The 23746-nt window shown below is 36.7% G+C and carries 23 protein-coding genes and 5 pseudogenes; 12 read left to right on the top strand and 16 right to left on the bottom strand.

Annotated elements, in window-relative coordinates:
* Positions 1-294 (top strand): IS256 family transposase (locus F944_RS03045; protein WP_004986581.1); only part of this gene is annotated, 294 nt, incomplete at its 5' end.
* A 545-nt stretch (positions 295-839) separates the two neighbouring features.
* Here the strand turns inward: F944_RS03045 and F944_RS03040 are convergent.
* Positions 840-1109: a hypothetical protein gene (locus tag F944_RS03040; RefSeq protein ID WP_004986579.1), complete on the bottom strand. Its 270-nt coding sequence runs from the start codon at positions 1107-1109 to the stop codon at positions 840-842.
* A gap of 93 nt (positions 1110-1202) precedes the next feature.
* Positions 1203-1430, bottom strand: coding sequence for a hypothetical protein (locus tag F944_RS03035; RefSeq protein ID WP_004984985.1), 228 nt, complete (start codon positions 1428-1430; stop codon positions 1203-1205).
* A gap of 562 nt (positions 1431-1992) precedes the next feature.
* Here F944_RS03035 and xseA point away from each other — a divergent pair.
* The 3 genes from xseA to F944_RS03020 all read left to right on the top strand — a co-directional run bounded on the left by xseA (position 1993) and on the right by F944_RS03020 (position 4207).
* Positions 1993-3255, top strand: coding sequence for an exodeoxyribonuclease VII large subunit (gene xseA, locus F944_RS03030; RefSeq protein WP_004986576.1), 1263 nt, complete (start codon positions 1993-1995; stop codon positions 3253-3255).
* Positions 3248-3442 carry an exodeoxyribonuclease VII small subunit gene (gene xseB, locus F944_RS03025; protein WP_004986572.1) on the top strand — a complete coding sequence of 65 codons (195 nt, stop codon included), beginning with the start codon at positions 3248-3250 and terminating at the stop codon, positions 3440-3442. The genes xseA and xseB overlap by 8 nt, the downstream gene beginning before the upstream one ends.
* A gap of 63 nt (positions 3443-3505) precedes the next feature.
* Positions 3506-4207 carry an IS1 family transposase gene (locus F944_RS03020; RefSeq protein WP_004986570.1) on the top strand — a complete coding sequence of 234 codons (702 nt, stop codon included), beginning with the start codon at positions 3506-3508 and terminating at the stop codon, positions 4205-4207.
* Between the two features lie 76 nt (positions 4208-4283).
* On the opposite strand, the pseudogene F944_RS16655 reads toward F944_RS03020, so the two are convergent.
* Positions 4284-4486 (bottom strand): annotated as a pseudogene (locus tag F944_RS16655) (transposase); the annotation flags it as partial.
* A gap of 261 nt (positions 4487-4747) precedes the next feature.
* On the opposite strand from F944_RS16655, the gene otsB reads away from it, so the two are divergent.
* Both otsB and F944_RS03010 read left to right on the top strand, forming a co-directional pair.
* Positions 4748-5599, top strand: a complete 852-nt coding sequence (gene otsB / locus F944_RS03015; protein ID WP_004986561.1) for a trehalose-phosphatase — start codon at positions 4748-4750, stop codon at positions 5597-5599.
* Positions 5587-7023 carry a trehalose-6-phosphate synthase gene (locus F944_RS03010; protein WP_004986558.1) on the top strand — a complete coding sequence of 479 codons (1437 nt, stop codon included), beginning with the start codon at positions 5587-5589 and terminating at the stop codon, positions 7021-7023. The genes otsB and F944_RS03010 overlap by 13 nt, the downstream gene beginning before the upstream one ends.
* A gap of 63 nt (positions 7024-7086) precedes the next feature.
* Here F944_RS03010 and F944_RS03005 read toward each other — a convergent pair whose 3' ends face one another.
* The 5 genes from F944_RS03005 to F944_RS02985 all read right to left on the bottom strand — a co-directional run bounded on the left by F944_RS03005 (position 7087) and on the right by F944_RS02985 (position 11671).
* Positions 7087-8277 carry an MFS transporter gene (locus F944_RS03005; RefSeq protein ID WP_004986555.1) on the bottom strand — a complete coding sequence of 397 codons (1191 nt, stop codon included), beginning with the start codon at positions 8275-8277 and terminating at the stop codon, positions 7087-7089.
* Between the two features lie 383 nt (positions 8278-8660).
* Positions 8661-9305, bottom strand: a complete 645-nt coding sequence (locus F944_RS03000; protein ID WP_004986552.1) for a glycosyltransferase family 2 protein — start codon at positions 9303-9305, stop codon at positions 8661-8663.
* Positions 9302-9901 carry a class I SAM-dependent methyltransferase gene (locus F944_RS02995; protein ID WP_004986550.1) on the bottom strand — a complete coding sequence of 200 codons (600 nt, stop codon included), beginning with the start codon at positions 9899-9901 and terminating at the stop codon, positions 9302-9304. The genes F944_RS03000 and F944_RS02995 overlap by 4 nt, the downstream gene beginning before the upstream one ends.
* On the bottom strand, positions 9894-10670 hold the full coding sequence (locus tag F944_RS02990; protein WP_004986548.1) for a PIG-L deacetylase family protein: 777 nt from the start codon (positions 10668-10670) through the stop codon (positions 9894-9896). The genes F944_RS02995 and F944_RS02990 overlap by 8 nt, the downstream gene beginning before the upstream one ends.
* A complete protein-coding gene (locus F944_RS02985) occupies positions 10658-11671 on the bottom strand; it encodes an acyl-CoA/acyl-ACP dehydrogenase (protein ID WP_004986546.1) in 1014 nt (337 codons plus the stop codon). Before F944_RS02985 ends, F944_RS02990 begins: the two co-directional genes overlap by 13 nt.
* A 265-nt stretch (positions 11672-11936) precedes the next feature.
* On the opposite strand from F944_RS02985, the gene F944_RS02980 reads away from it, so the two are divergent.
* The gene (locus F944_RS02980) at positions 11937-12170 is read left to right on the top strand and encodes a DUF2171 domain-containing protein (RefSeq protein ID WP_004986545.1); all 234 of its coding nucleotides are present in this window, start codon (positions 11937-11939) and stop codon (positions 12168-12170) included.
* Positions 12171-12371: 201 nt separating this feature from the next.
* Here the strand turns inward: F944_RS02980 and F944_RS02975 are convergent, their stop codons facing one another.
* Positions 12372-13778 (bottom strand): iron-containing redox enzyme family protein, encoded by a 1407-nt coding sequence (locus F944_RS02975; RefSeq protein WP_004986541.1) that lies wholly within the window; start codon positions 13776-13778, stop codon positions 12372-12374.
* Between the two features lie 622 nt (positions 13779-14400).
* Here F944_RS02975 and F944_RS17050 point away from each other — a divergent pair.
* The 4 genes from F944_RS17050 (at position 14401) to F944_RS02960 (ending at position 18105) form a co-directional block, all read left to right on the top strand.
* Positions 14401-14577 carry a hypothetical protein gene (locus F944_RS17050; RefSeq protein ID WP_004986537.1) on the top strand — a complete coding sequence of 59 codons (177 nt, stop codon included), beginning with the start codon at positions 14401-14403 and terminating at the stop codon, positions 14575-14577.
* Between the two features lie 107 nt (positions 14578-14684).
* Complete coding sequence (locus tag F944_RS02970) at positions 14685-14981, top strand: hypothetical protein (RefSeq protein WP_004981674.1); 297 nt, start codon at positions 14685-14687, stop codon at positions 14979-14981.
* A 71-nt stretch (positions 14982-15052) separates the two neighbouring features.
* Positions 15053-15736, top strand: a complete 684-nt coding sequence (locus F944_RS02965; RefSeq protein WP_004986536.1) for a DUF421 domain-containing protein — start codon at positions 15053-15055, stop codon at positions 15734-15736.
* Between the two features lie 290 nt (positions 15737-16026).
* Positions 16027-18105, top strand: a complete 2079-nt coding sequence (locus F944_RS02960; RefSeq protein ID WP_004986535.1) for a catalase — start codon at positions 16027-16029, stop codon at positions 18103-18105.
* 67 nt (positions 18106-18172) lie between these two features.
* Here the strand turns inward: F944_RS02960 and F944_RS17045 are convergent, their stop codons facing one another.
* On the bottom strand, positions 18173-18313 hold the full coding sequence (locus F944_RS17045) for a hypothetical protein (protein WP_004986534.1): 141 nt from the start codon (positions 18311-18313) through the stop codon (positions 18173-18175).
* Between the two features lie 137 nt (positions 18314-18450).
* On the opposite strand from F944_RS17045, the pseudogene F944_RS02955 reads away from it, so the two are divergent.
* A pseudogene (locus F944_RS02955) lies at positions 18451-19101 on the top strand (IS5-like element ISAba31 family transposase); the annotation flags it as partial.
* Between the two features lie 213 nt (positions 19102-19314).
* Here F944_RS02955 and F944_RS02950 read toward each other — a convergent pair.
* From F944_RS02950 to F944_RS16645, 6 genes and pseudogenes are all read right to left on the bottom strand, one after another.
* The gene (locus F944_RS02950; protein ID WP_002045824.1) at positions 19315-20478 is read right to left on the bottom strand and encodes a zinc-dependent alcohol dehydrogenase; all 1164 of its coding nucleotides are present in this window, start codon (positions 20476-20478) and stop codon (positions 19315-19317) included.
* Positions 20479-20698: 220 nt separating this feature from the next.
* Positions 20699-21464, bottom strand: a pseudogene (locus F944_RS02945) (IS5 family transposase).
* A 110-nt stretch (positions 21465-21574) separates the two neighbouring features.
* Complete coding sequence (locus F944_RS02940; RefSeq protein WP_004986525.1) at positions 21575-21976, bottom strand: helix-turn-helix domain-containing protein; 402 nt, start codon at positions 21974-21976, stop codon at positions 21575-21577.
* 1 nt (position 21977) lies between these two features.
* The gene (locus tag F944_RS02935; protein WP_004986524.1) at positions 21978-22268 is read right to left on the bottom strand and encodes a type II toxin-antitoxin system HigB family toxin; all 291 of its coding nucleotides are present in this window, start codon (positions 22266-22268) and stop codon (positions 21978-21980) included.
* Positions 22269-22556: 288 nt separating this feature from the next.
* Positions 22557-22841: pseudogene (locus tag F944_RS16650) on the bottom strand (hypothetical protein); the annotation flags it as partial.
* A 52-nt stretch (positions 22842-22893) separates the two neighbouring features.
* Positions 22894-23746, bottom strand: a pseudogene (locus F944_RS16645) (IS3 family transposase); the annotation flags it as partial.

Genomic DNA, 23746 nt, shown 5'->3' with positions numbered 1-23746 from the left:
AAAATTGGAGAATCCTGGAGAGCCAATTGGGAAAATATCCGTACAATATTTAGCTATCCAGCTGAAATACGTCATGCGATTTATACAACCAATGCGATTGAATCGTTGAATAGCGTAATTCGCCATTCAACCAAGAAGCGAAAGATCTTCTCGTCAGATGATTCAGTCAAAAAAGTCATTTACTTAGCAACAACCAATGCTGCTAAGAAATGGACAATGCCAATTCAAAATTGGCGTTTAGCAATGAATTGGTTTACGATTCAGTTCGATGATCGATTAAAAGATCATTTATAAAAAATAGAACTTACACAAAATAATTTACAGGCTCGTTAGGTCAGGTGGCCTAACTTAAATAAAAAAGTCTCCGACAAACCCGGTACGGTTCACTCTCGGCATACACAAATTTCTTTATGGTCATTGGTGTAATCAATCTCTCTAGCACCATGAAGGCCAAATATACACATTAATAATCTGATCATCTTATTCCTCCTTTAAGTACTTAAAAGGTATATATCTTAGGCATCTATATTTATATGAATCCCTGTAAGACAGCATTTCGAACAACTGTGTCGAAGTTTGAATGAAATGAATTTTCAGTAGTGTGACGCTTTGACAATAAACAGAAACTTGCTACCGCACCTATGCTCACCAAAGTTAATATTTTCATCTTTAATTCCATCCATTTAGAACTTTTGATTCAAACATATCACTGTGATTTGTATTTATCTAACCGCCTTGTGATGAATTACTGTTCACAATGTAACCACATTATTATTTATGTAATTGAATTTATTAAATAATGAAACAATTCCTATTAAATTACACTGATTTATTACAACTTATAAATTTAAAGCTTTATGTGCCCATTTCAGAAATTTATCTTTATCGTTGAAATTAGGGACATTCAATAAATTGATATAGGAAACTTCACCAAAGTTTCCTGAGATTTTATTTGATTCAAGAATTGTAAAATCTTCTTCTCGCCTTACATGTACTTCCCGAAAAAACTCCGTAACTTTCCGATCAAGGTTTAGTGAGGTAAACGCCTCTCTTTCAACTAAAAAGTCATAGATCTGGCTAATCACATGTAGTTCAAATTTTCTATTCATTTTTTCCGTTCTCATAATTATTTTAACAATTGGTTCAATTTAAACTAATATCTTTTACGGATAAAGACAATAAAAACTTACTATCAGGGACAGTTAAATAGATTTTCGCTTAGTCTTTGCCAGTAAGATCTCTATACGTTGAGTAACTTCCAATAATTTAAGCTCAGCATCACGCCAAAAATAATAGACGTCACCATGTATGACATACATTTGCTTAATGTAGTTTGCTGCTTTTGTCTTGTTTACTTTTTTAGCATTAAAACATGGTTTATCAAGCACTATTACCCTGCCATCTAAATCACCACCGATATAAATATTCATTTCTATTCTTCTTGTTGTAAGTAATGATTAAAATATATCACAACAAAAAAGCGCAATTATTTGAACGCACTTTATCGACTAAGCATCTGATAAAAAATTAAAATTTATACCAATACGATTTAAGTTAAGCTCCTATTAAAAAAGCCCTACATTTCTGTAAGGCTTTCCCCTTGGTCTTTTGCGCCGAAACAAGGAATCGTTGTTTTTATTTACAACAAAATAATTAAATCATTAATCGAATAAAAAATGAAGAAAAAAAACCTGCAACTTGGGGAAGGTGCAGGTATAAACTGATATTAACTACCATGGAGAACTTAATACCAAATAATATACTTGGTTTATATTGAGATCTCATTCACATTTTATACCAAATTATCTAGTAACAAAAAAAGCCCATCAAATGATGAGCTTTTTACGGTAATTAAGTGAATTTCCATATGTACGTCCACTATAGAAGAAATATGCCATATACCTTGATCAAGGTCAAGTGAGCATATTCTCAATTTGCACTTATAGCTTTGCTTTAATACTATTCATCTAACCACTTAAAATAATTGACCTAATGTCTGAACCTCAGTTTTCTCTTAGTGATTATCTATCCACAGTACAGGAAGTAATTCAAATTACTTTCAATGAGCCTGTATGGGTGAAAGCTGAGATCCGTAATCTAAATATTAAGGGCGGACATTACTATCTTGAGTTAGCTGAAAAGGATGAAAGTACCGACAAAGTTATAGCGAGTTGTAAAGGAACCATCTGGAAATTTATAGCTCAGAAAATGGTGCTTAAGTTTGAAAGAGAAAGCGGTGTAGAGCTTTCAAAGGATTTAAATGTCTTGGTAAAAGTTAGAGCCAAGTTTGATCCTCAGTATGGCTTTTCGGTGAATGTTGAAGATATTGATTCAAGCTATACGCTTGGAGATATTGCACGGCACTATCAACAAATTTTAGAAAGACTTACCTCTGAAGGCCTATTAAATAAAAACAAGCTCGTCCCTACTCCTTTTGATATTCAGAATGTCCTGGTAATTGCTCCTGAAAATGCTGCAGGTCTAGGTGACTTCAAAAAAGATGCTGATGCTTTAGAAAAATCTGATGTATGTCATTTCAAGTACTACTCAGCAACATTCCAAGGGAACACAGCTGCGCAAAGTATTATCACCTCTCTAAGTAATGGCCTCAGACAATGGGCTACCGATTTCAATACACCACCTGATCTCATTGTGATTATTCGCGGCGGTGGTGCTGTAAACGACCTTGCCTATTTAAATGATTATGAACTAGCAGCATTGTTGGCCAAACGAACCGTTCCGATTTGGGTCGGCATTGGTCACGAGAAAGACCGTACGATATTGGATGAAGTTGCAAACCGTTCTTTTGATACACCAAGTAAGGTAATTAGTGGCATTCGTAATCTAATTGCTGAACGGATTCAGGATGTCTTAGATTTATTCCAAACCATTAAGCTATTATCCCAACATCAAATCACGGCGTACCAAAGCCAAAATGATCAATACATGAGAGTGATTAAGACGCTTGCGCATGGGCAGATTAATGAAGCAAATAAGAGCGTAGATTTGATGCGAAGCACCCTACATTATTTAGCCCAGCAACAGATCAAACTGGCAACGAATCAAGTCGAATCACTGCTGCGGGAAACCCTAATTCAGAATCCAAGAACCGTGATGGCTAAAGGCTACGGAATTGTTCGTAGTGAAGGAAAAGCTATTCGCTCTATTCAACAGATTTCAGGTGATAGCATCCAGGTCGAATTACAGGATGGCACCATTCAAGCAAATGTAACGAAGGTAATTAGTAATGAGTAAAAAAGAACTCTCTTTCAAGGAAGGCTATGGAGTCCTTAAAAAGAATGCCGAGCTATTGGAGTCACAGGAAGAGCCAGACATCGACAATTTAATGAAAATCGTTGAAGAGTCTATGGTGGCATACAAAGCCTGTAAAACACGTGTTGATGCTGTACAACAAGCTTTGAATGAGACATTTAAGGAATAATAAGTGGTGGTGTTTCAAAAAGTATGCTGAAAAAAACAATATGGCTTTTGATAAAATAGAGGTATGAAAATAACGCTACAAATCAAATGTCCTACCTGTCTAAGTAGCAATATAAAGAGAAATGGCATCAAAGTAGATGGGAAACAAAACCATCAGTGCAAAGATTGCAAACGTCAGTTTATTGGTGATCATGCATTAAGCTATCAAGGGTGTAACTCAGGTATTACCGGCAAGATCTTACATTTAATGGTGAGAGGAAGCGGTGTAAGAGATATTGCTGAAGTCGAGCGTATCAGCATTGGCAAGGTATTACGAACCTTAAGTGAATCGATCTATCAGATTCGGCCTAAACAAAGCCACTACGAATGTCTTGAAGTCGATGAACTTTGGACTTTTGTAGGGAATAAGCAAAATAAACAATGGCTTATTTATGCCTACTATCGAGAATCTGGAGAAATTCTTGCTTATGTTTGGGGTAAGCGGGATTTAGCAACGGTTCAACGTCTTAAAGCTAGACTTAAAAAGCTTGGGGTTCAATATGCTCGAATTGCGAGTGATCACTGGGATAGTTTTATCACAGCATTTCAATGTTGCAAGCAAGTGATCGGTAAGTTTTTTACCGTCGGTATTGAAGGTAACAATTGTAGAACTCGTCATCGAATCAGGCGTGGATTCAGGAGAAGTTGCAACTTTTCTAAAAAGCTCGAAAATCATTTTAAAGCCTTTGATTTGACTTTCTTTTACCTTAATAACGGATTTGTTTAACGCCAGCATACTTTTTGAAACACCACCTAATAAGTTAATAATATGGGAAAATTTTATTTTACTTTTTGGTCTACATTAGATGAAATAAGGATTTGATCATTAAACAACATTGAATAGCGGTGTCAGAGTAAGTTTGATTTCGACCATGCTTGCCTTGTGATTGTGCATACACTAGGTCTTTGGATCGAACCAAATGGCAATATTCCCACGATTAATGAGAGCTCGGTTATTGGTGGACCAATTCATTGTAAGATAAATTTTAGGTACAGGCTTCTTCATTTGGAATTTATATTGTTGAAAAAACCTTCAAGAAGAAATTTATGCAATAAAGCGACTTCAACTTATACATCTTTGTGTAACAAAGCCATAATAAATATAAAAAATGAATTCTTATTAAACATGTAAGAAAGATTTACGATGTATTCTAAGCGTTACTAATGTAAATTACGTTCTGCTTGTGTTTGCTTATTGACAACTTAAGTATTATAAAAAAAATATCGATCTATAATAAAATATAATCGCAATATGAGATATTAAAAATTGAGAGACATAATAGATAAATCAATTTCAAAACTAGAATACTTGAACTCTTTAAGAGATAAGCTTAGCTCAAATTACAATAAGCCATGTCTATTTTTAGATATAGATGGCACTTTATCTGATTTTCAATTAAATCCTATCGATAGTTATATTCCGACTAAGACTTTAAATATTTTAAGACAAATTATTTCAAAGAAGATTCCTGTTATAGCTGTGACTGGACGAGATATTGATTCTGCACGTAAATTATTTGAATCCATTGATCTTCCAATTGCCGCATTGCATGGATTAGAAATATATATAGGAAATGAAAAAAAATTACATACACCAAAGAGTTTCTTAGAAATTTCAAATATTTACAAAATTTTAGCTCGAGCATGTATCGCCTATCCAAGTTTACTGATTGAAAACAAGAAATCATCAATTGCGTTGCATTATAGGAAAGCTCCAGAGCTCGAAGATATAGCAAAAAAAATAATGTTAGAAGCTCAAAAGATATTCCCCAACCTAAGATTAATTCAAGGGAAATTCGTTTATGAATTAATACCCGCTCAAGCCAATAAAGGCTTGGCAATCAAGGAAGTTTTAGCTCATTTAAACCAGTATGAGGTTTACACACCAATTTTCATTGGTGATGACGTTACGGACGAAGATGGTTTTTATTTTGTGAATCAGTTGGAAGATGGCATCTCAATCAAAGTCGGTCAAGGGCTTACCCATGCCAAATACCAGCTTAAAGACACAAAGCAAGTATATGATTTTTTAGAATTATTTTTAGACCATATTCGAAACCATGATAACAATTTTAAGGGTAACAACAACTTAGATGGAGAGAAAACATGTCTAAATTAATTATTTTATCGAATCGAGTCACTATTCCCAACGGGCAAAAAACTACCGCAGGTGGGCTTGCAGTCGCTATACAAGATGCATTAGATGATATTGGTGGTATATGGCTCGGATGGAATGGCGAACGAGTTCATAAGCAAGAGGAAGTACATTTTAATATTTTTCGGAAGGATAAAGTTGATTATGTCACCTGCCCTTTAACAAATTCTCAATATTCAGATTATTATGCAGGGTTTGCCAACAATTCACTTTGGCCTGCCATGCATTATCGTTCAGACCTGATTGAGTTTAAAACATCAGAATACGAAGGATATCAAAAAGTAAATTATTTATTCGCTCAAAAACTTGCCGAAATTGCAGATCCAGACGATACCATTTGGGTTCATGATTATCATTTTTTAAGTGTGGCGAAATATTGCCGTGAACTCGGTATGCAGAATAAAATTGGATTTTTCCTGCACATTCCTTTTGCACCTTTATTTATCTGGCAAAAAATTCCATGTGCTCAACAATTGATTGAGGATCTATGCCAATACGATGTGGTGGGTCTACAAACAGATAAAGATCAAAAAGTGTGTATGCAAGTATGCACATCTTTATTGAACGCACAGAAAATTCAACAAACTTTGTTAAGCTACCATCAACGTTTAACCATAATTAAATGCTACCCAATTGGTGTAAATCCAACAGCGATTCAAAAAGCGGCCCATAAGTTTATTGATGTACAAGACTTCCTTACCCGTCCAGTAGAGCTGAATGCTGCAAAAACCATTATCGGCGTAGATCGGATTGATTATTCAAAAGGTTTACTGGAACGCTTTTTGTCCTATGCAGAGTTCTTAGAGAAATATCCTGAGTATCAGCAGCATATTCAACATTTACAAATTGCTTGCCCATGTCGTTTGGAAGTTCCAGCTTATCAACGTTTATTTGAGCGTTTCAAGATTAAGATCGAGATGATTAATCAGGAATTTGCAAAGGAAGAGTGGCAACCCGTGGAATGTATTTATGATGCAATAAAACATCATCATTTGATGCAAATCTATCGTCAAGCCGATGTGTGCTGGATCAGTTCAATACGAGACGGGATGAATCTGGTCGCGAAAGAATATATTGCCGCGCAAAATCCATCAAATCCTGGTGTACTTATTCTATCCAAATATGCAGGTGCTGCAGAGCATATGTCAGAAGCACTACTGGTTGATCCTACCGATAAAACGGCAATGGTCGATGTTTTAAAAACAGCACTGGAAATGCCACGACAAGAACGTATTTCACGCTACAAACAACTAATGAAAGGTTTAAAAGATTTTGATATTAATGACTGGCGCAATGCATTTCTTAACGACTTACAGAACAAAACCGCTATGCAGGATTTCAGATTCCTGGGAATGCGTAACGTTAACCCTATTTATCAAAATTTATAGTACTTCGATTTGTAAGGAACTGGCAATAATATCCAGTATTGCCAGTTCAATTCACTATGATGCTTATTTCACATAAGTAAACCGATTTAAAGCCACAATCAATAATAATAGACCAGATAACGCCATAAATACTGTCTTTAGACCAATCAGCTCACCAATCATTCCAATGAAAGCAGGTCCAACCAGAATACCTGTATAAGCCAAAGTCGAAACACAGGACAGTGCAACTGCGCTCGGCATCACCGTCTGACGTCCAGCACGGGAAAACATGATCGGGACGATGTTAGAACAACCTGTACCAACCAGTGTATAACCCACTAAAACCAGCCACCAATGAGGCGCGATACTGACTAAAACCAAACCTAAAGTTGCACAAATCGCGCTAAAAGTTAATAGCTTTTTTTCACCAAAATAACGGATCAGATAATGCCCCGTAAAACGTCCTGTGGTCATGGCAATCGCGAAGAAGGTATACGCCAATCCCGCAAAAGCGGCATTAACTCCATATTGTTGCGTTAAATAAATACCACTCCAGTCCATCGCCGCACCTTCCGTCATGAAAATGATGAAGCAAGTAATACCAATTAATATAATCAAAGGTTGTGGCAGACGCTGGCGTATCGACTTTTTCACTTTCGATGACGCTTCAAGAAGGGTGTTTTCTACAGCTTTTATGTTGTATGGCACTGAAAGAAAAACAATAATTACCAACAGTAAACTCACAGCAAATGCGCTTATAACAGACGAAATACTTAAAGCAAGCAATGCAGTAATCGTCAGTACCCCAGCTAATCCACCTAGACTTGCCATACCATGAAAGCCAGACATCAATGATTTTAAGCTATTTTTCTCAACCACTACGGCCTGAATATTGAGAGCAACGCCCAGACTTCCTGCTGCTGTACCAAATAAGAATAAGGTGATCGCCATCATTAACGGCGTGCTCAATAAGCTTAGGCTTGGCAATAAAACGGCAAGCAAAAGTAAAGCGAAACCGATCGGCACACGACAACCAATACGCTGAACAATTTTACCCGTTGCAGGCATAGCTAGCATTGCACCTAAGCCGCCGCATAATAGCAACAAACCAAAATCGGCATGATTAAAATGTAAACGTTGCTGGGCAAAAGGAATCAGCGGTGCCCATGCAGCCGTGGCGAAACCCAGACCGAAAAAGCTAAAACGAGTTGAAAGACGTTGAGCACTTAATTGAATTTCAGGATCAATAAGAGCAGTTCTGGAAAAAAGGATCATTTAATACCATCCACACAAATTAACTCAGAGCGTCCATCTCGGATAAATCGCCATAGAAAAACCCCTGCTAATCTATAGAGAAGTTCTATAAATCCACAGAGGCTTTTATGACGAAATTATACACAAAACCAATCTAAAAACAGTATTTTTTACAAAAATAAAATTTATATATATCAATAACTTATTATTACTTATCCAAATAAAATTAAAGCATTTATTTTTAACACTTTTTCTTCTTAGCTTTTCAATTTAATTAGGCAAAGATATGAATTTACTTAAATTTTGTAAAGATGACAGAATTAAATAGCTCATTTATAAAGCTGAATAATATATGTCACCCGCTAAAGCTGTGGATTAACTTTCTCTCTCGAATTAGGTCAATTTTATAAATGTTTTAAAAAGTACGATAAACCTTCAGGTGCACGTCCATTTAATCGACTGCTAGTGGTGACCCGAACCAAATTGCTCCAAGTGATTTTGCAACATTGCTTAATAAATTTTTCAATTAATGAGACATCCTCATGACAAGGAATAGGTTCAAAGCCTCCTGCCTGAATATAGGCTTCGGCACTAAAGCTTAAATTCGCCCCATGTATATGTTGATGATCCATCATGTCCTGATAATGCGTCAGATATTTCTGCTGTTGTTGTATTGATAAGTGACTAAGATCATCCAGTATAACGATACCACAAATGGCATCTGTTGGCTGATGTCGCATTTGGCATAGTAACCAATCTGGATCTACAATTGTATCAGCATCCGTGCAAGCGACCCATGTAACTCCTTGATCGATTAGCTGCCTAATACCAAGGTCTCTGGCCTTGCCCACACAAGCAAAATTACATTCAACCCAGTTCATCTGATGTGACTTTACAATCATGAGGGACTGGTCAGTACAACTGTCTAAAACCACTAGAATCTTGACCTGACCGTGACCTATATACTGTGTAGCTTGTTCAATTGACTGCAAACAAGCGGATAAATTCTGTTCTTCATTATGGGCTGGGATAACAATACCTATTTTCATATTAAGCCCTGTTGTTTTGCCAAAGATGAAGGATTTACCGTCCAGATATCAATAATGAAATCTGGATCATTCAGACTTAAATAATGAGTGAACAACAAAGATTGTTTTAAATGATGATGGACTTGAGAAGCATCTAGTTCAAAATCCTGAATGGCGTGACGCCAGTGACAACACAGGATTTCACCTTGTGGCGTTAAACTGTCTTGGAGCTGATCGATCAGTTCATGCAGTTCATTGCGTGATAAGTAATAGGCCACTTCACTGATGACAATCAGATCAAATTTCTGTTCAGGAAAATATTCAGGAATTTTTTGGTGTTGAACGCTCACATGCTTCAAACTCTCTAAACGTTTAGAGGCCCAATGAACAGCATGTTCAGAAAAATCTAGACATAAAAGCTGATCAGCGCGTTTGGCTAAATGTACACTTAAATGTCCATTGGAACAGCCGATTTCCAACACTGATGAATAACGCTCTTGAGTAAGCAATGCCAAACAAATCTGCCTTTTACGAGCTTCATACCAATGTAAATCATAGCCCCAAGGGTCATTATTGTGATGATATAAGGCTTCGAAATATTGACTAGAATCATTCACAAAGATAAACCTCCCAAGGCATTAACAAACGTTCGATGATTGCTGGAGATAAAATCGCAGCATTGCCTGTACTTTCATCAGCTTCAATCTGACTCTTAAACTGCATGATGGCCTGACGTTTTTTGATTAATTGGGTCTGAGTTAAGTTGTAAGCTCTAGCCTTTTGCCAGTTGATACGCGGATCTAGTGGTCGCGCCCAATGCCAAGCCCAGATCAGCACGTGTAAATATGATATGTCATGAGCTAGAGCAAATGCCTGTACAGTTTTTCCTACCGCTTCATGATCTGGATGCCCATCCTGTGCATAGCTACAAATTAAAATATCTTCCGCTTTAACCAACTTGTCTAATTCTTGCCACAGATGTTCCCTGTGCAAATGAATCTGCCCGTCTGGTAAATTTAATGCAATACGTTGAACATATTCAGAAATATCTAGACACTGTAAAGCCGCCAAGCTTTCTTGTGGGCGAATTTGATCTAATTGATCTGGGCTGTATTTGGTTGAATGTGGATGGCTTTGTGTCCCATTACTGACGGCAACGATCACCAACTGACAATTCAACATAATTAATTGTTGCATCAAGCCGCCACACCCCAGTATCTCATCATCGGGATGGGGTGCGACAATCAAGATTCTTTTGGATTGAAATTTTTTAAAATTGAGTAGAGAAAGCGGCTGATGCTCAAATGCATGCAGCCATTGTTCTCGGGAGGTCCCATGCCCTTCAATAATACGATCTTCGACTAAAGGATGTTTTAGATCTGCCATGATATTTGCTCCTGTAAACATCGTTCAGCAATTTGCTCATCATCAAATGCCGCATGACTTTGCCGAATAAATACAGGTAAATCAGCCATTAGGCTGGCAAAAGTTGCTTGTTCACAAAAAGGCCGTGCTCCAAGCGCTTTTCCTACCCCTTCAATAACCTCCAAACAGCTTTGCTCTGCCTGCGCACGCAAGATCCGTACATCCCGTTCATGGCTAAGTTTGGGTTGGCTATCAATCAGTTGCGCGATATATTGGAAATATTGTCGGGTTACAGCAAGTCGAGTTGCCAACTGACCTAAATACATTTTCTTAAAAGGATTAGGGGTTTTAAGGCAACTTTGTTGTAGCTCATGCACTAACCGCACCGCGGCACCGTACCAGCAAGCTGCAACACCCGCAGCACCATGCCAAAAACCAACCCGATCAAGGTAGTCATTGGGATGACCAATGAGTTTGACTGCTATCCCCTGAAAATTGACTCTTGCGGTCTGTGTTCCCTGCATGCCTATAGCTTGCCAGTGAGCCAGATCAATGGTGATCAAGGATTGGTTGAGGTCAATAATGCAGAGCTGAGATTGCCCCTGTTGATCTTTAAAACTGATTAATGCTTTATGAATAAATTCAGCGCCTGAACACCACGGCTTAATTCCATGACAAAGCCCATTTACGACCTGTAACGGCACGGGTCCACCATCGGCAGCCCAAACAGCCCATGTCTCCTCATCGATTTCATGTTGATAACCGAGTTCATGCAAAATACTTAAAGCATCAAAATGGGACTCAAAAAGCTTGGCTAAACTTAGGTCAAAGCCAGCTATCTGAGCAAAAATTTGCCAGCGTTGATAGGTTTGTCCCGAAGCAGGTTCAGGCAATCGTCCAACAGAATGAATCAACTGTTTCAACACAATTGGACGTTGACTTAATTTTTCTTCAGCTGAGTACTGCTCAAAGCGATTTAATATGTCTAAAGTTGAGCCTTTTATAAATATTTTGCTATTCATTCTTAAAATGTTAATTCAAATGAGTTTATTTAAATAATAATTGAAACAATCCGTTTAGTTAAATAGATAAATTGTAATGAAAAGATAATTGTTCATACTTATTTAACTATTTATTTCGTTTTGTTTCATTGTTAACTAAACAGTATTTTTAAGTGAATCTATAAAATCATCATGTAAGGATTATTTAAAATCCAACAATTATGAGGAAATATGCAGTAGCTTAAAGGCCTCCGTATTGTAATGTTTATAAAAGAGGTTTTAAGAAATGAGTACTCTAAATATTCCAGATATAAAAAAACATTCAGATGTTATTGCTTCTTGTGGTACAAAAGTAGGAACAGTTGACCATCTTGAGGGTGATAATCAATTAAAACTTACTCGAGATGAAAATGATCAACATCATTTAATCCCAACAGGCTGGATTGGTGAAGTAAAAGGTGACAAGGTTGTACTGATTAAAAATTCAGAAGAAGTTAAACAGCAATGGCATGCTATTTAAATTATCCTAAATAAAGAGTACGACTAGTCGTTGGTCGTACTCTTTTATTTCTTTTTACGTAATTTCAAATAAGCCTGAATCCGTCGCAATGTCCATTTGAATCAAAGGTAGTTTCATTTCTTACTTGTAAAAAATAGCTAAATGCAATCTATTTGTCATAGACTACATCTTTTCTATATAAATTAATAAGTTAGCCTACTCTCATTTAAAATTATTGCCTAAGAATGGGAAAATATACTCAACCACTTTTTGCGTAGCCCATAAACCAATCTCTTGGTGGTGTTGATGTGGAGCTAAATATGGTATCAACTTACTAATTTTATGCCCAGTATTTGTAGATATCTGAATTTGCTGCTGTAACAGCAATAATTCTTTTTCTGATAAATAACTAAAATCATTTAGTTCTATAAAGTTTTTTATATATTCTGAATTTACTGGATTAATGCGTCTACTTAAATTAGCACCAGCAATCCAATCATAAATAAAAGTTTTTTCTGCAGCAGAGAAAACTCCAAACATTTTCCCATCTTCTTCATTGATCAGCTTCCAAAATTGGCTATGTTCCGGATCTTCGTTAAGCTTAATCCATCCTATTTTTATTAGCTCACTAATGAATTCCTCAACCTGATCTTCTTCTGAAAGCCATGAATTTACAGACTTATTATTAAACTTGCATTTCTCATTATGCATGTGCTTTCCAACCAAAGCTTTGCTCTTGAAAATGTCCAGAACCACTCGCTCAGTATTTAGGTTCTTTATTATTTGAACTGAGCTAATTCCTCGATTATTCAATAAAAAACCTATCTTTAATTTACGAATAAATTCGGATTGATTTGGGTAGCGTTTGGCTAAACATTTAATCGCATTTGTAGCTAAATGAGCATGTCCATTATCAAAGTTATCAATTGTAATGTGTAGGTTAAAATATTTGGAATCAATACCTAACTCTTTAAGTTCATAATTTGTAATCAGTAAATGAAGTGGTAGTTGTTCGTATCCAAAATTAAAACCTGCAATCTCGGGTATAAAATCTGATGGAGCATAAGCTAAAGCTAATTGTATTGCTGACTGGTGATAATATTCATCAGGCAAATTCATTGAAAATTGATGAAGACCAAGTGATAGAAGTAATTTATTGAAAAGTTTTACATGGTTACTTTGACTGGAACCTAACCCCAACTCCTCAACATATATCTGTATAAAGTCTCTAAAAGCTGGATCATTCCAGTACTGTATAAAGCTATAAAGCCAAGCCCCGTCTACACGTTTGGTCGGTGCTACTTTGTATAAAAACTCATAAGCTTTACTTGTAGTTCCAAAAAACTCCCTTGCACTCCCATTTTCACGCCTTTCTAAGTACTCCTTGTAATGCAAGCATTGTGTTTTATTTTTTTTCTGCATCCAGACTGCTAATTGATCAACATTAGTAGGAAAATCAGAGAAATCACTATCCAAATGAAGTATTTCGTTTTCTAGGAAATGAAAAGCTTTCAACTCTTTTGCAGAACGCGACACTGATGGATCTAAGAAAAATTGTGTTATTTCAAAATATTTCTGATGGGCATCGGTTATTAAATTTAAAATTCTCTCTTTTACTGCAGTAGGCATTATAATTCTCTCACGGTAAATAACTTATACCAACATAATTGACACTTGTACTTAATTAATTAACAACTTTGAAAAGAAACGTTAACAAATGTAATCCTTTAGTTTATTTAGTTTTAAAATACAAAAATTTAAGTAAATAATTATAATATTTGAAATAAAGAAACATTTCACTATATGTGATTTCAATCACATTCATTAAAATTAAAAAAATATGGTGCTTAAAATTAGTGAAAAAGCATTTTATCTAATTTATAAAATTGTTAACTGTATTTATTGAAAGTACATGCACTGCTATTATTTCTGTCGTTATTCAGTTGATATCCTACACGGATTTTTCTTGTTTTTAAAATTAAAAAAAAATCAATAAATTACAAACACAACTCCAATCAAAAAGATATAAATCTGAATTAAGAATAAAATTAAACATTGTTAGCCTTTTGTAAAAAACAAAATATATATTTCCATTTATTATCAATACCTAAACTTTTAAAACAAACACAATTTAACTCAAAAATTAAAATGTAACACCTCTGATGTTTTTTTAAACACAAATTATGATATTAATAATAAATCTACTGATTAATTAATGTAGATTAATTCTAATCTTATGAGGTTCAGTAAAATGACTAATCAAAATCAACAGCAGAAAAATCAGCAACAGCAGCAGCCAAATCAACCGCAAAAAAAGCCAGATCAGCAACAACAGCAACAGCAACCAGACCAACCGCAAAAAAATCCGAATCAGCAAAAACAACCGAACCAAAACCAGAAAAATGACCAACACGCTCAACAGAAATAATAGTTTTTCATGTTGAATAATATTATTAAATTCTTAAACTCATTCATTAATTAAATCCAACTAAGAATTTTTTTTGAATTCTTAGTTGGATAGAATTGGAGTTCATTATGACTATCAATGACCATCAAGACGAAAACCCAATCAAGCATGATTGGCGTACAGATTATTCAAACCGCCCATATTACGGCGATATCCAAAGAGAACTTCCTGATGTGGATTATGACCGTGATCTTCGTTCAGCCTATGAACTAGGTCAGCATGCCCGTAATGAGCGTGGTACTGATGCACGATTTGAAGATTCCGAAAGTGATTTGAAAGTAAAATGGGAAGAACTAAAGGCTGAATCACGCTTAAAGTGGGAACAAGCCAAACATGCGATTAAAGATGCATGGGACAAAATGTAAGCCAATATAATGATAATGAGCCTTTTAGGCTCATTATCAGCACATCTAAATAATAATTAAATAGGTGTAAAATGGACTTTATAAAAATACTATTAGCTGATACTACATTTACTTTTGCAGCAGAAATTGTACTTCGTAGTGTCTTGATGTACTTCCTGATTATCTTAGTTTTAAGATTTTCTGGTAAACGTGGTGTTAGGCAACTTTCCATCTTTGAAATCGCAATTATTCTTAGTTTAGGATCTGCTGCTGGCGATGCTATGTTCTATGAAGAAGTTCCGATCATACATGCTGTCATCGTTTTTGCAGTAATTATGGCTTTATATCGCTTAACAACTTATTTAATGATGAAATCCGATGCTATTGAGACCGTATTGGAAGGTCGACCTATATACATCGTCAAAAATGGTTTACTGATTGTTGAGGATATTAAGCAAGAAAAGTATTCATACGATGAATTCTTTGCTGAAATGCGCCAAAAAAAAATAGAGCATCTCGGACAAGTTAAAATAGCACTGCTTGAGACTGATGGCTGCCTAAGCGTGATCCCATATTCTAAAGAAAATATAAAATGGGGCCTTCCTCTGTTTCCCGATGAATACCAAATCGCAGATCATCATAATGTCGATCACTTTTATTCTTGTATGTTGTGTGGTCAAACCCAACGTTTAAATCATTTAAATGAAGAATGCCCTCGCTGTCAAAATACAAAATGGGCTAAATCCTGTTTGTATTGTGAGGAATATCAAAATTAATAAGCTTTTGTTTTGACTTAGATTAATTCAATATTATTTAAAATGAATAGTTTAAGCGAACAAAAAATACACATTTCTTTACCTTACTCAAAGCGTAAATACTTAAAGTTTATATGGGTATCTTTGATCCAAAAAAGAGTTTTCTTGCAAGTAACTCATATTCGATTGTAGATAACCTATTAAATTGTATAAGCACAAAATATCCGTCAACAAATAAGCCATTAACTTACGTGAAAATAAATACTTATTTTCATAAAACGTTATAAAGCAAATGTATAAGAGAATGTGATATGAAAGAACCAAATACACCAAAAATCGACCAACTTTCTGAGGAAGCATACGTGGATCCTATAGGTAAAACCCTTACCTCTTCTTTAGGTGTTCCCGTAGCTAATAATCAAAATAGTCTAAAAATTAATGAGAAAGGCCCTACTCTTCTCGAGGACTTTCTTCTAAGGGATAAACTTATTCATTTTGATCGTGAGCGTATTCCAGAACGTGTTGTACATGCTCGAGGGGTCGGTGCTCATGGTTACTTTCAAGCTTATGCAGGTAATGAAAAATGGACTAAAGCTAAGTTCCTAACGGACACAAATAATCGAACTCCTATCTTTGTCCGTATTTCTACAGTTCAAGGTGGGCGAGGTTCGGCTGATGTCGTTCGAGATGTACGAGGTTTTTCTATAAAATTTTATACTGAAGAAGGAAATTATGATTTGGTGGGGAATAATATCCCTGTCTTCTTCATTCAGGATGCTATTAAATTTCCGGACTTTGTTCATGCAGTAAAACCAGAAGATGCCAATGAAGTTCCAACTGGTCAATCTGCCCATGATACTTTCTGGGATTTTATTTCTTTAAACACCGAAGCATCACATATGACTACTTGGATAATGTCTGATAGAGCAATTCCAAGAAATCTACGCTCTATACAAGGTTTTGGTGTTCATACATTTAGATTGATTAATAAGAATAATGAAGCATTCTTAGTGAAATTCCATTGGACTCCAAAGCAAGGGGTAGCTCAAGTCGTCTGGGATGAAGCCTTAAAAATTAATGGCAAAGATCCCGATTTTCACAGACGTGATCTGTGGGATGCTATTGAGCGTGGCAATTACCCGGAATGGGAATTAGGCGCACAAATTTTCTCTGAAGAAGATGCAAAACAATGGGACTTTGATGTCTTAGATGCTACAAAATTAATCCCAGAAGAACTTGTACCTGTCACTCCACTAGGTAAATTTGTTTTAAACAAAAATACAGATGATTTTTTCGCAGAAACAGAACAAGTTGCTTTTAGTCCTGCAAATATTGTCTCAGGTATAGATTTTAGTAACGATCCCCTTTTACAGGGACGGCTATTTAGCTATACGGATACTCACTTACACAGACTAGGTACGGTAAATTTTAATCAAATTCCAATTAACAAACCCGTTTGTCCTTTTCATACGAATAGACGAGGTGGTTATGCTAATCACGAAGTTTATAAAGGAAAGGCAAATTATGAACCTAATTCTGTTGATGAAAATTGGCCAAGAGAATCACCTAATGACAGTGGTGCCTTTAAGACACATCCTGAAGAAGTACAAGGCAGCAAACTAAGAGTTCGACCAGAAAGTTTCGCTGATCATTTCTCGCAAGCCACAATGCACTACCATAGTTTGGAAAATCATGAACAACAGCATATTAAGGATGCATATTCTTTTGAATTATCTAAGGTTAAATCGGAAGATATCCGCAGACGTGTAGTTTACGCTGTCTTAGCTAATATTGACTTGGACTTAGCTGAATATGTTGCGAAAGAGTTAGGTATTAAAACTCCCCCTAAACAGCAAGATAGTCTGCACCAACCCGTAATTGCATCTTCGAAAAGATTAAGTACCTCATCTTTTCCTGCATCTGATATTAAACAGCGAAAAATTGCCTTACTCGTTCATAACGGTGTAAATGCGTCATCAATAGATGATATTAAAATATGGGCTGAAGCAGAAAAAGCTATTGTGGAAACTTTAGCACCGAACGCAGCCCCTGTTAAATCTAGTGATGGCAATGAAATACCAGTAGATGGAAGACAAAATGGCGAGCCTTCAGTGACTTATGATGCCGTAATCGTGATTGATGGGAATAATTTAGAAGTATTTAAGGCTGATGGAGTTTCTAAACATTATGTATTAGAGACATATAAACATCTCAAGCCCATTGTTTTCCTGGGTGATAAATGCGCTTTAATAGATGAGTTTCAGCTCACGAAGGATGCAGCTCTATTCTCTACTCAAAATTTTAAAGAGATCCAAGATCAATTCAAACAAGCTATTCAAAATCACCGTTTGTGGGATAGAGAAAAAGTTGTCGCAGCTATTCCAGCATGAATTTATTTGAGATTAAAAGTAGTGTAAGCATTTGATTTCAAAAAGCCCTCGACGAGGGCTTTTTGATCTACTTTTGCTCTTTAAGTGGATTCTCAGGCTCTTCATTTGGTTTTTTCTGAGGATCTGGATTCTGATAGGTTTTCTGATCACCCTTGTCATCGTTTGATTCTTTTTGAGGTTTTGATTCTGGATTTTGCTTATTAATCATGTCGGTTCCATCACGTGAAATACTATAATAAATATGACATCAGGCTCTGACTATCAATAGGGTGTGTTGACACTTTTAGCTTAAAAAAATAGCGAAGTAGTAAAATCAAATCGCCAAACCCAATTTTACTATTCACTATGCCTCGTACCATGCTGACAGATCAACACTGGCAAAAGTTGAAAGTTATTCTGCGTAATTTATCCATTCACCACAACTCAAATTTACGCAATTTTATTGAAGCTATTCTCTATACAATTAGAACAGGCTGTCCGTGGCGAGATATTCCTTGTTGTTTTGGTCATTCAAACTCTATTTTCAAACGTTTTAATCGTTGGTCAAGCAGCGGTAAGTTACTTAGATTATTCAAATTACTAGCCTCATGCCCCAATATGGAGTGGATTTTTATTGATGGCTCTCATGTACGTGCTCATCAACATTCTGCCGGCATAGCGAATCAATCTATTTCTAAAAGTGTAGGAGGAAACTCCTCAAAAATACATTTGATTGTTGATGCACATGGCAATCCTATTGATTTCATGATTACCGATGGAACCACACATGATGTTAAAGTTGCACCTGATTTAATATCAACATTAGATTTAAAAGAGACAAAAGTGGTATGTGCAGATAAAGGCTATGATTCAGAACCACTGCGTGAACAGATCAGGAAAATAGGGACTAAAGCGAATATACCAAAGAAAACAAATAGCCAATCGAACAATGACCATATGGACTGGTATTTATATAAAATCAGGCATTTAGTTGAAAATATGTTTTGTAGATTAAAGTAATTTAGATGAATAGCTACTCGATATGACAAGCTCAAAAGAAATTTGCTTAGCTTGTTGATTTTCATAAGACTTTTGAAACTGTCGCACCTCATGTTTGAATTCGCCCTAGTTTTTGATGAAGAAAATTGAAAAATAAAAACAGGTGATTTGATCTGTCTTGATTAAAGAATAAAAAGCGCCTAGAAGGCGCTTTTTATTCTTTTAGTACATTTACGGTGTCAGAATGACTTTACGACAGTCTTCTTCCTTCTTATCAAAAATACGGTAACCTTCCGCAGCATCTTCCAGTTTCATGCGATGGGTAATAATCACATCTGGAGACAGATCTCCATTTTCAATATGTTCAAGCAACTGCGGCAAGTATTTATGCACATGGGTTTGCCCCATTTTAAAAGTCAAACCTTTATCAAAGGCATCACCAAACAGGAAGCCATGAATTGGACCGGCATAAACCCCCGGTACACTCACCACACCACCGCGGCGGACTGCTGCAATACATTGTCTGAGCGCTGAACCACTCGAACCTTCTAATTTCAGGTTGGTCATTACTGTTTCCAGAACACTGCCTTTGGCTTCGAAACCAACGGCATCAATAACCGCGTCAACACCACGATAACCTGCTGTATTTTGAATAATAAATTCAGCTGCATCGACTTCATCAAAGTTGACCGGAATGACCCCATAGGTTTGATGAGCAAATCGCAAGCGATAAGGGTGATGGTCTACCATGAAGATCTGTTCGGCACCGAGCATCCGTGCACAAGCTGCAGATAACAGACCGACTGGACCAGCACCATAAATTGCCACTGTAGAACCACGGGTGACTTGAGCATTGGTTACTGCCTGCCAGGCTGTTGGCAGAATATCGGTCAGGAATAATACTTTTTCATCAGGCAAGGAGCCGGGAACCTTAAACGGTCCGACATTACCTTTAGGAATCCGCACATATTCAGCCTGACCACCCGGAACACCACCATACAGGTGGCTAAAGCCAAACAAGGCCGCTCCTGGTGGAATCTGTTTTTTATTGAGAATTGCACCACGACCCGTATTGGTATTTTCACAGGCAGCCATGAGTTCATGTTCACAGAAAAAACAGTGACCGCATGCAATGACAAAGGGAATGATCACCCGGTCACCTTTTTTTACTTCTGTCACTGCAGGGCCGACTTCTTCTACAACTCCCATAAATTCATGGCCGAAAATATCACCGTCTTCAGTGGCCGGGATTTTACCCCGGTATAGATGTAGATCTGAGCCACAGATGGCGGTGGCTGTCACCCTTAAAATAACGTCATCTGGTTCCTGAATCACTGGATCTGGAACGGATTCAACTCGTACATCCCGAGCACCATGATAGGTAAGAGCACGCATGCGGATTTCCTCTCTCTCTAGTTCAACATTAAACAGACTTGTATCAAGGCTGCCAAAAATAAAAAACACTTTTATTAGAGCCTTATGCGCCAAGAAATCGCTGTAAATTAATGTATGAAATAAGGAAGCTGAGTGTTTAAAAAATAAACTTATATAGTACTTGCGTAATTCACTACAAAATATGTCAAAAATCGAGTAAATGATTAGGGTCTGTTGATACTTACTGTTCATAATTAACCCTATAAAGGTAGCCATAAAAATATACAGGCTAAAGCAACAGAACTTTGATAATTTCTTTTGAGCTTGTCATATCGAGTAGCTATTCATCTAAATTACTTTAATCTACAAAACATATTTTCAACTAAATGCCTGATTTTATATAAATACCAGTCCATATGGTCATTGTTCGATTGGCTATTTGTTTTCTTTGGTATATTCGCTTTAGTCCCTATTTTCCTGATCTGTTCACGCAGTGGTTCTGAATCATAGCCTTTATCTGCACATACCACTTTTGTCTCTTTTAAATCTAATGTTGATATTAAATCAGGTGCAACTTTAACATCATGTGTGGTTCCATCGGTAATCATGAAATCAATAGGATTGCCATGTGCATCAACAATCAAATGTATTTTTGAGGAGTTTCCTCCTACACTTTTAGAAATAGATTGATTCGCTATGCCGGCAGAATGTTGATGAGCACGTACATGAGAGCCATCAATAAAAATCCACTCCATATTGGGGCATGAGGCTAGTAATTTGAATAATCTAAGTAACTTACCGCTGCTTGACCAACGATTAAAACGTTTGAAAATAGAGTTTGAATGACCAAAACAACAAGGAATATCTCGCCACGGACAGCCTGTTCTAATTGTATAGAGAATAGCTTCAATAAAATTGCGTAAATTTGAGTTGTGGTGAATGGATAAATTACGCAGAATAACTTTCAACTTTTGCCAGTGTTGATCTGTCAGCATGGTACGAGGCATAGTGAATAGTAAAATTGGGTTTGGCGATTTGATTTTACTACTTCGCTATTTTTTTAAGCTAAAAGTGTCAACACACCCTATTGATAGAGCGCCTCACGGCGCCCTATCTTTTAGAAAAACGTATCTGCCGATACATTAAACCGCTCAGACAATGCCTTAATATGACGAATATTCAGTTGGCGTTTTCCACTTAAAATCTCAGAAATCACAGATTGGGTTGCAACCTCTGATAAGTCAGACTGACCTAAACCATGTTGCTCCATCAAAAAAGCCAAAGCAGCACGGCCATCCCCTTTAGGCATAGGAAGATGCTCATTTTCATAATCAGAAACCAAATCACCAAGCTGATGAATAAGCCCCATTAAAGGATGAGACTCGTCATCACCAACGGTATCTAAAAGTTCATCTAAAGCTTCAACAAGTGTATGAAAGTCGTCTTCATTTTCTGGCTTGCTGAGCAATGGTGCAACGTAGTGCCAGTGGTCTACGGCCTGTTTAATCATCGCGTTCATACTAACCTTCCTTCCAATGACCTTTGTCATATTCTTTATGGGACAAGACATGACGAATATACACACGTTTCGCGTGATACATCACGACGGCAATAAGTCGGATCTTGTTTCCGCCAATATCGAATACATGGAACTTTCTAACTTTATCGACCGCTGGAAAGAGCTGTTTCATCTCAGCAAAATCTTTCGGATCGTTTGCCTTTATGATTCGATACCAACCATCTAATGCCGTTTCAGCCTGTGGCCACTTGTGCATTGCTTCTATAATTCGAGCGTGGGTGATCACATGCATAACATATTATCGCATTTTGCTATAAATCAAGTATAAACCAATTATCGCATTTTGCAATATTGAAGGACTAGGATGAATAAAGCGCCAAACGGCGCTTTATTAATTATCAGAATACACTTAATCTGATGACCTTAAAAATTCCTGTTCATTAATCTGACTTTTCCCCGTCACATGCAGTTCATAGAATTTACGACTTACATGGACCATGCAACCCAAGTCAATGACTTGATTTAAAGCATGCTTTCCATCTCAAAGGTTTCAGACAACTTAAGCAACCTGTTGATTTATTTAGATCTCTTCTAATGCTTTTACCAATTTAGTTAAGTTATGCTCCGGATCCAGCCACCAATCAACTGTCCACACTGATAATACCTTCCAGCCTAACCCATTTAATACTGTTGGTCTGAGCTGATTACAGTCTCTTGCTGTAGCTGCTTTTGCATAATTTTCACCATCGACTAGAATACCTACAATATAGCTATCTGCATGCAAGTCATCTTTAATAGCCAGATCTACACAGCTATCGCCCTGACCTATTCCGAGGTCAACGCTCCAATATTTTTCTTGAAGCCTATTTTATAAGTACTGAACCGTACCGGGTTTGTCGGAGACTTTTTTATTTAAGTTAGGCCACCTGACCTAACGGGTTAATCTTATCATAGTACATTGCTTCAAACTCAAAAGGCGATACATAACCCAGTGCACTGTGTACACGCTTTTTGTTGAACCAATCTACCCAATTTAATGTCGCAAGTTGTACATCTGCTAAACCTTGCCAATCTGCTTTTAAATATTCAATCACCTCTGTTTTGTATAAGCCATTCACCGTTTCAGCCAAAGCATTATCGTATGAATCACCAGTTGTACCGACTGATGCTCGTAAATTTGCTGCTTCTAAACGATTGGTATAGCGAATCGAAAGATATTGCACACCCCTGTCGGAATGATGAATCACATTCTTTGGCATGCCTCGATCGTGCAATGCTTGCTCAAGTGCATCGAGCACCATATCTGTATTCATCCGTGTAGATACTTTCCATCCAACAATTGCTCGTGAGAACACATCAATAATAAAGGCGGTATAGACCCAGCCTGAATGAGTTTGAATATACGTAAAGTCACTGACCTGAGAAGCACTGCTTCGCAAGGGTCAGGTCGATCAGCACTAAAATTACGTTTCACTAAATCATCTGCTCGTTTTTGATCATCTCGGTTGCGGGTAGTTTGTTTGTTCTTACCACGCCAAACACCTTGTATATCTAGCTTCTGCATCAATCGAGCAACTGTACAACGTGCAATAACATAGCCTTCACGTTTCAATTTTTGCCAAACTTTACGTACACCATATCGACCTAAACTTTCCTTCCAAATTCGTTTAATTTGTTCAGCATGATGCTCATCATGTAGATCTCGTTTCGCTCGATGTTCTGGATTGTCAGCGAGATCTAAAGTTCGGTAATAGGTTGAAGCTGCGATCG

Source organism: Acinetobacter ursingii DSM 16037 = CIP 107286, assembly GCF_000368825.1.
GTDB classification, from domain to species: Bacteria; Pseudomonadota; Gammaproteobacteria; order Pseudomonadales; family Moraxellaceae; genus Acinetobacter; species Acinetobacter ursingii.
This window is presented reverse-complemented; position numbering and strand designations above follow the sequence as displayed.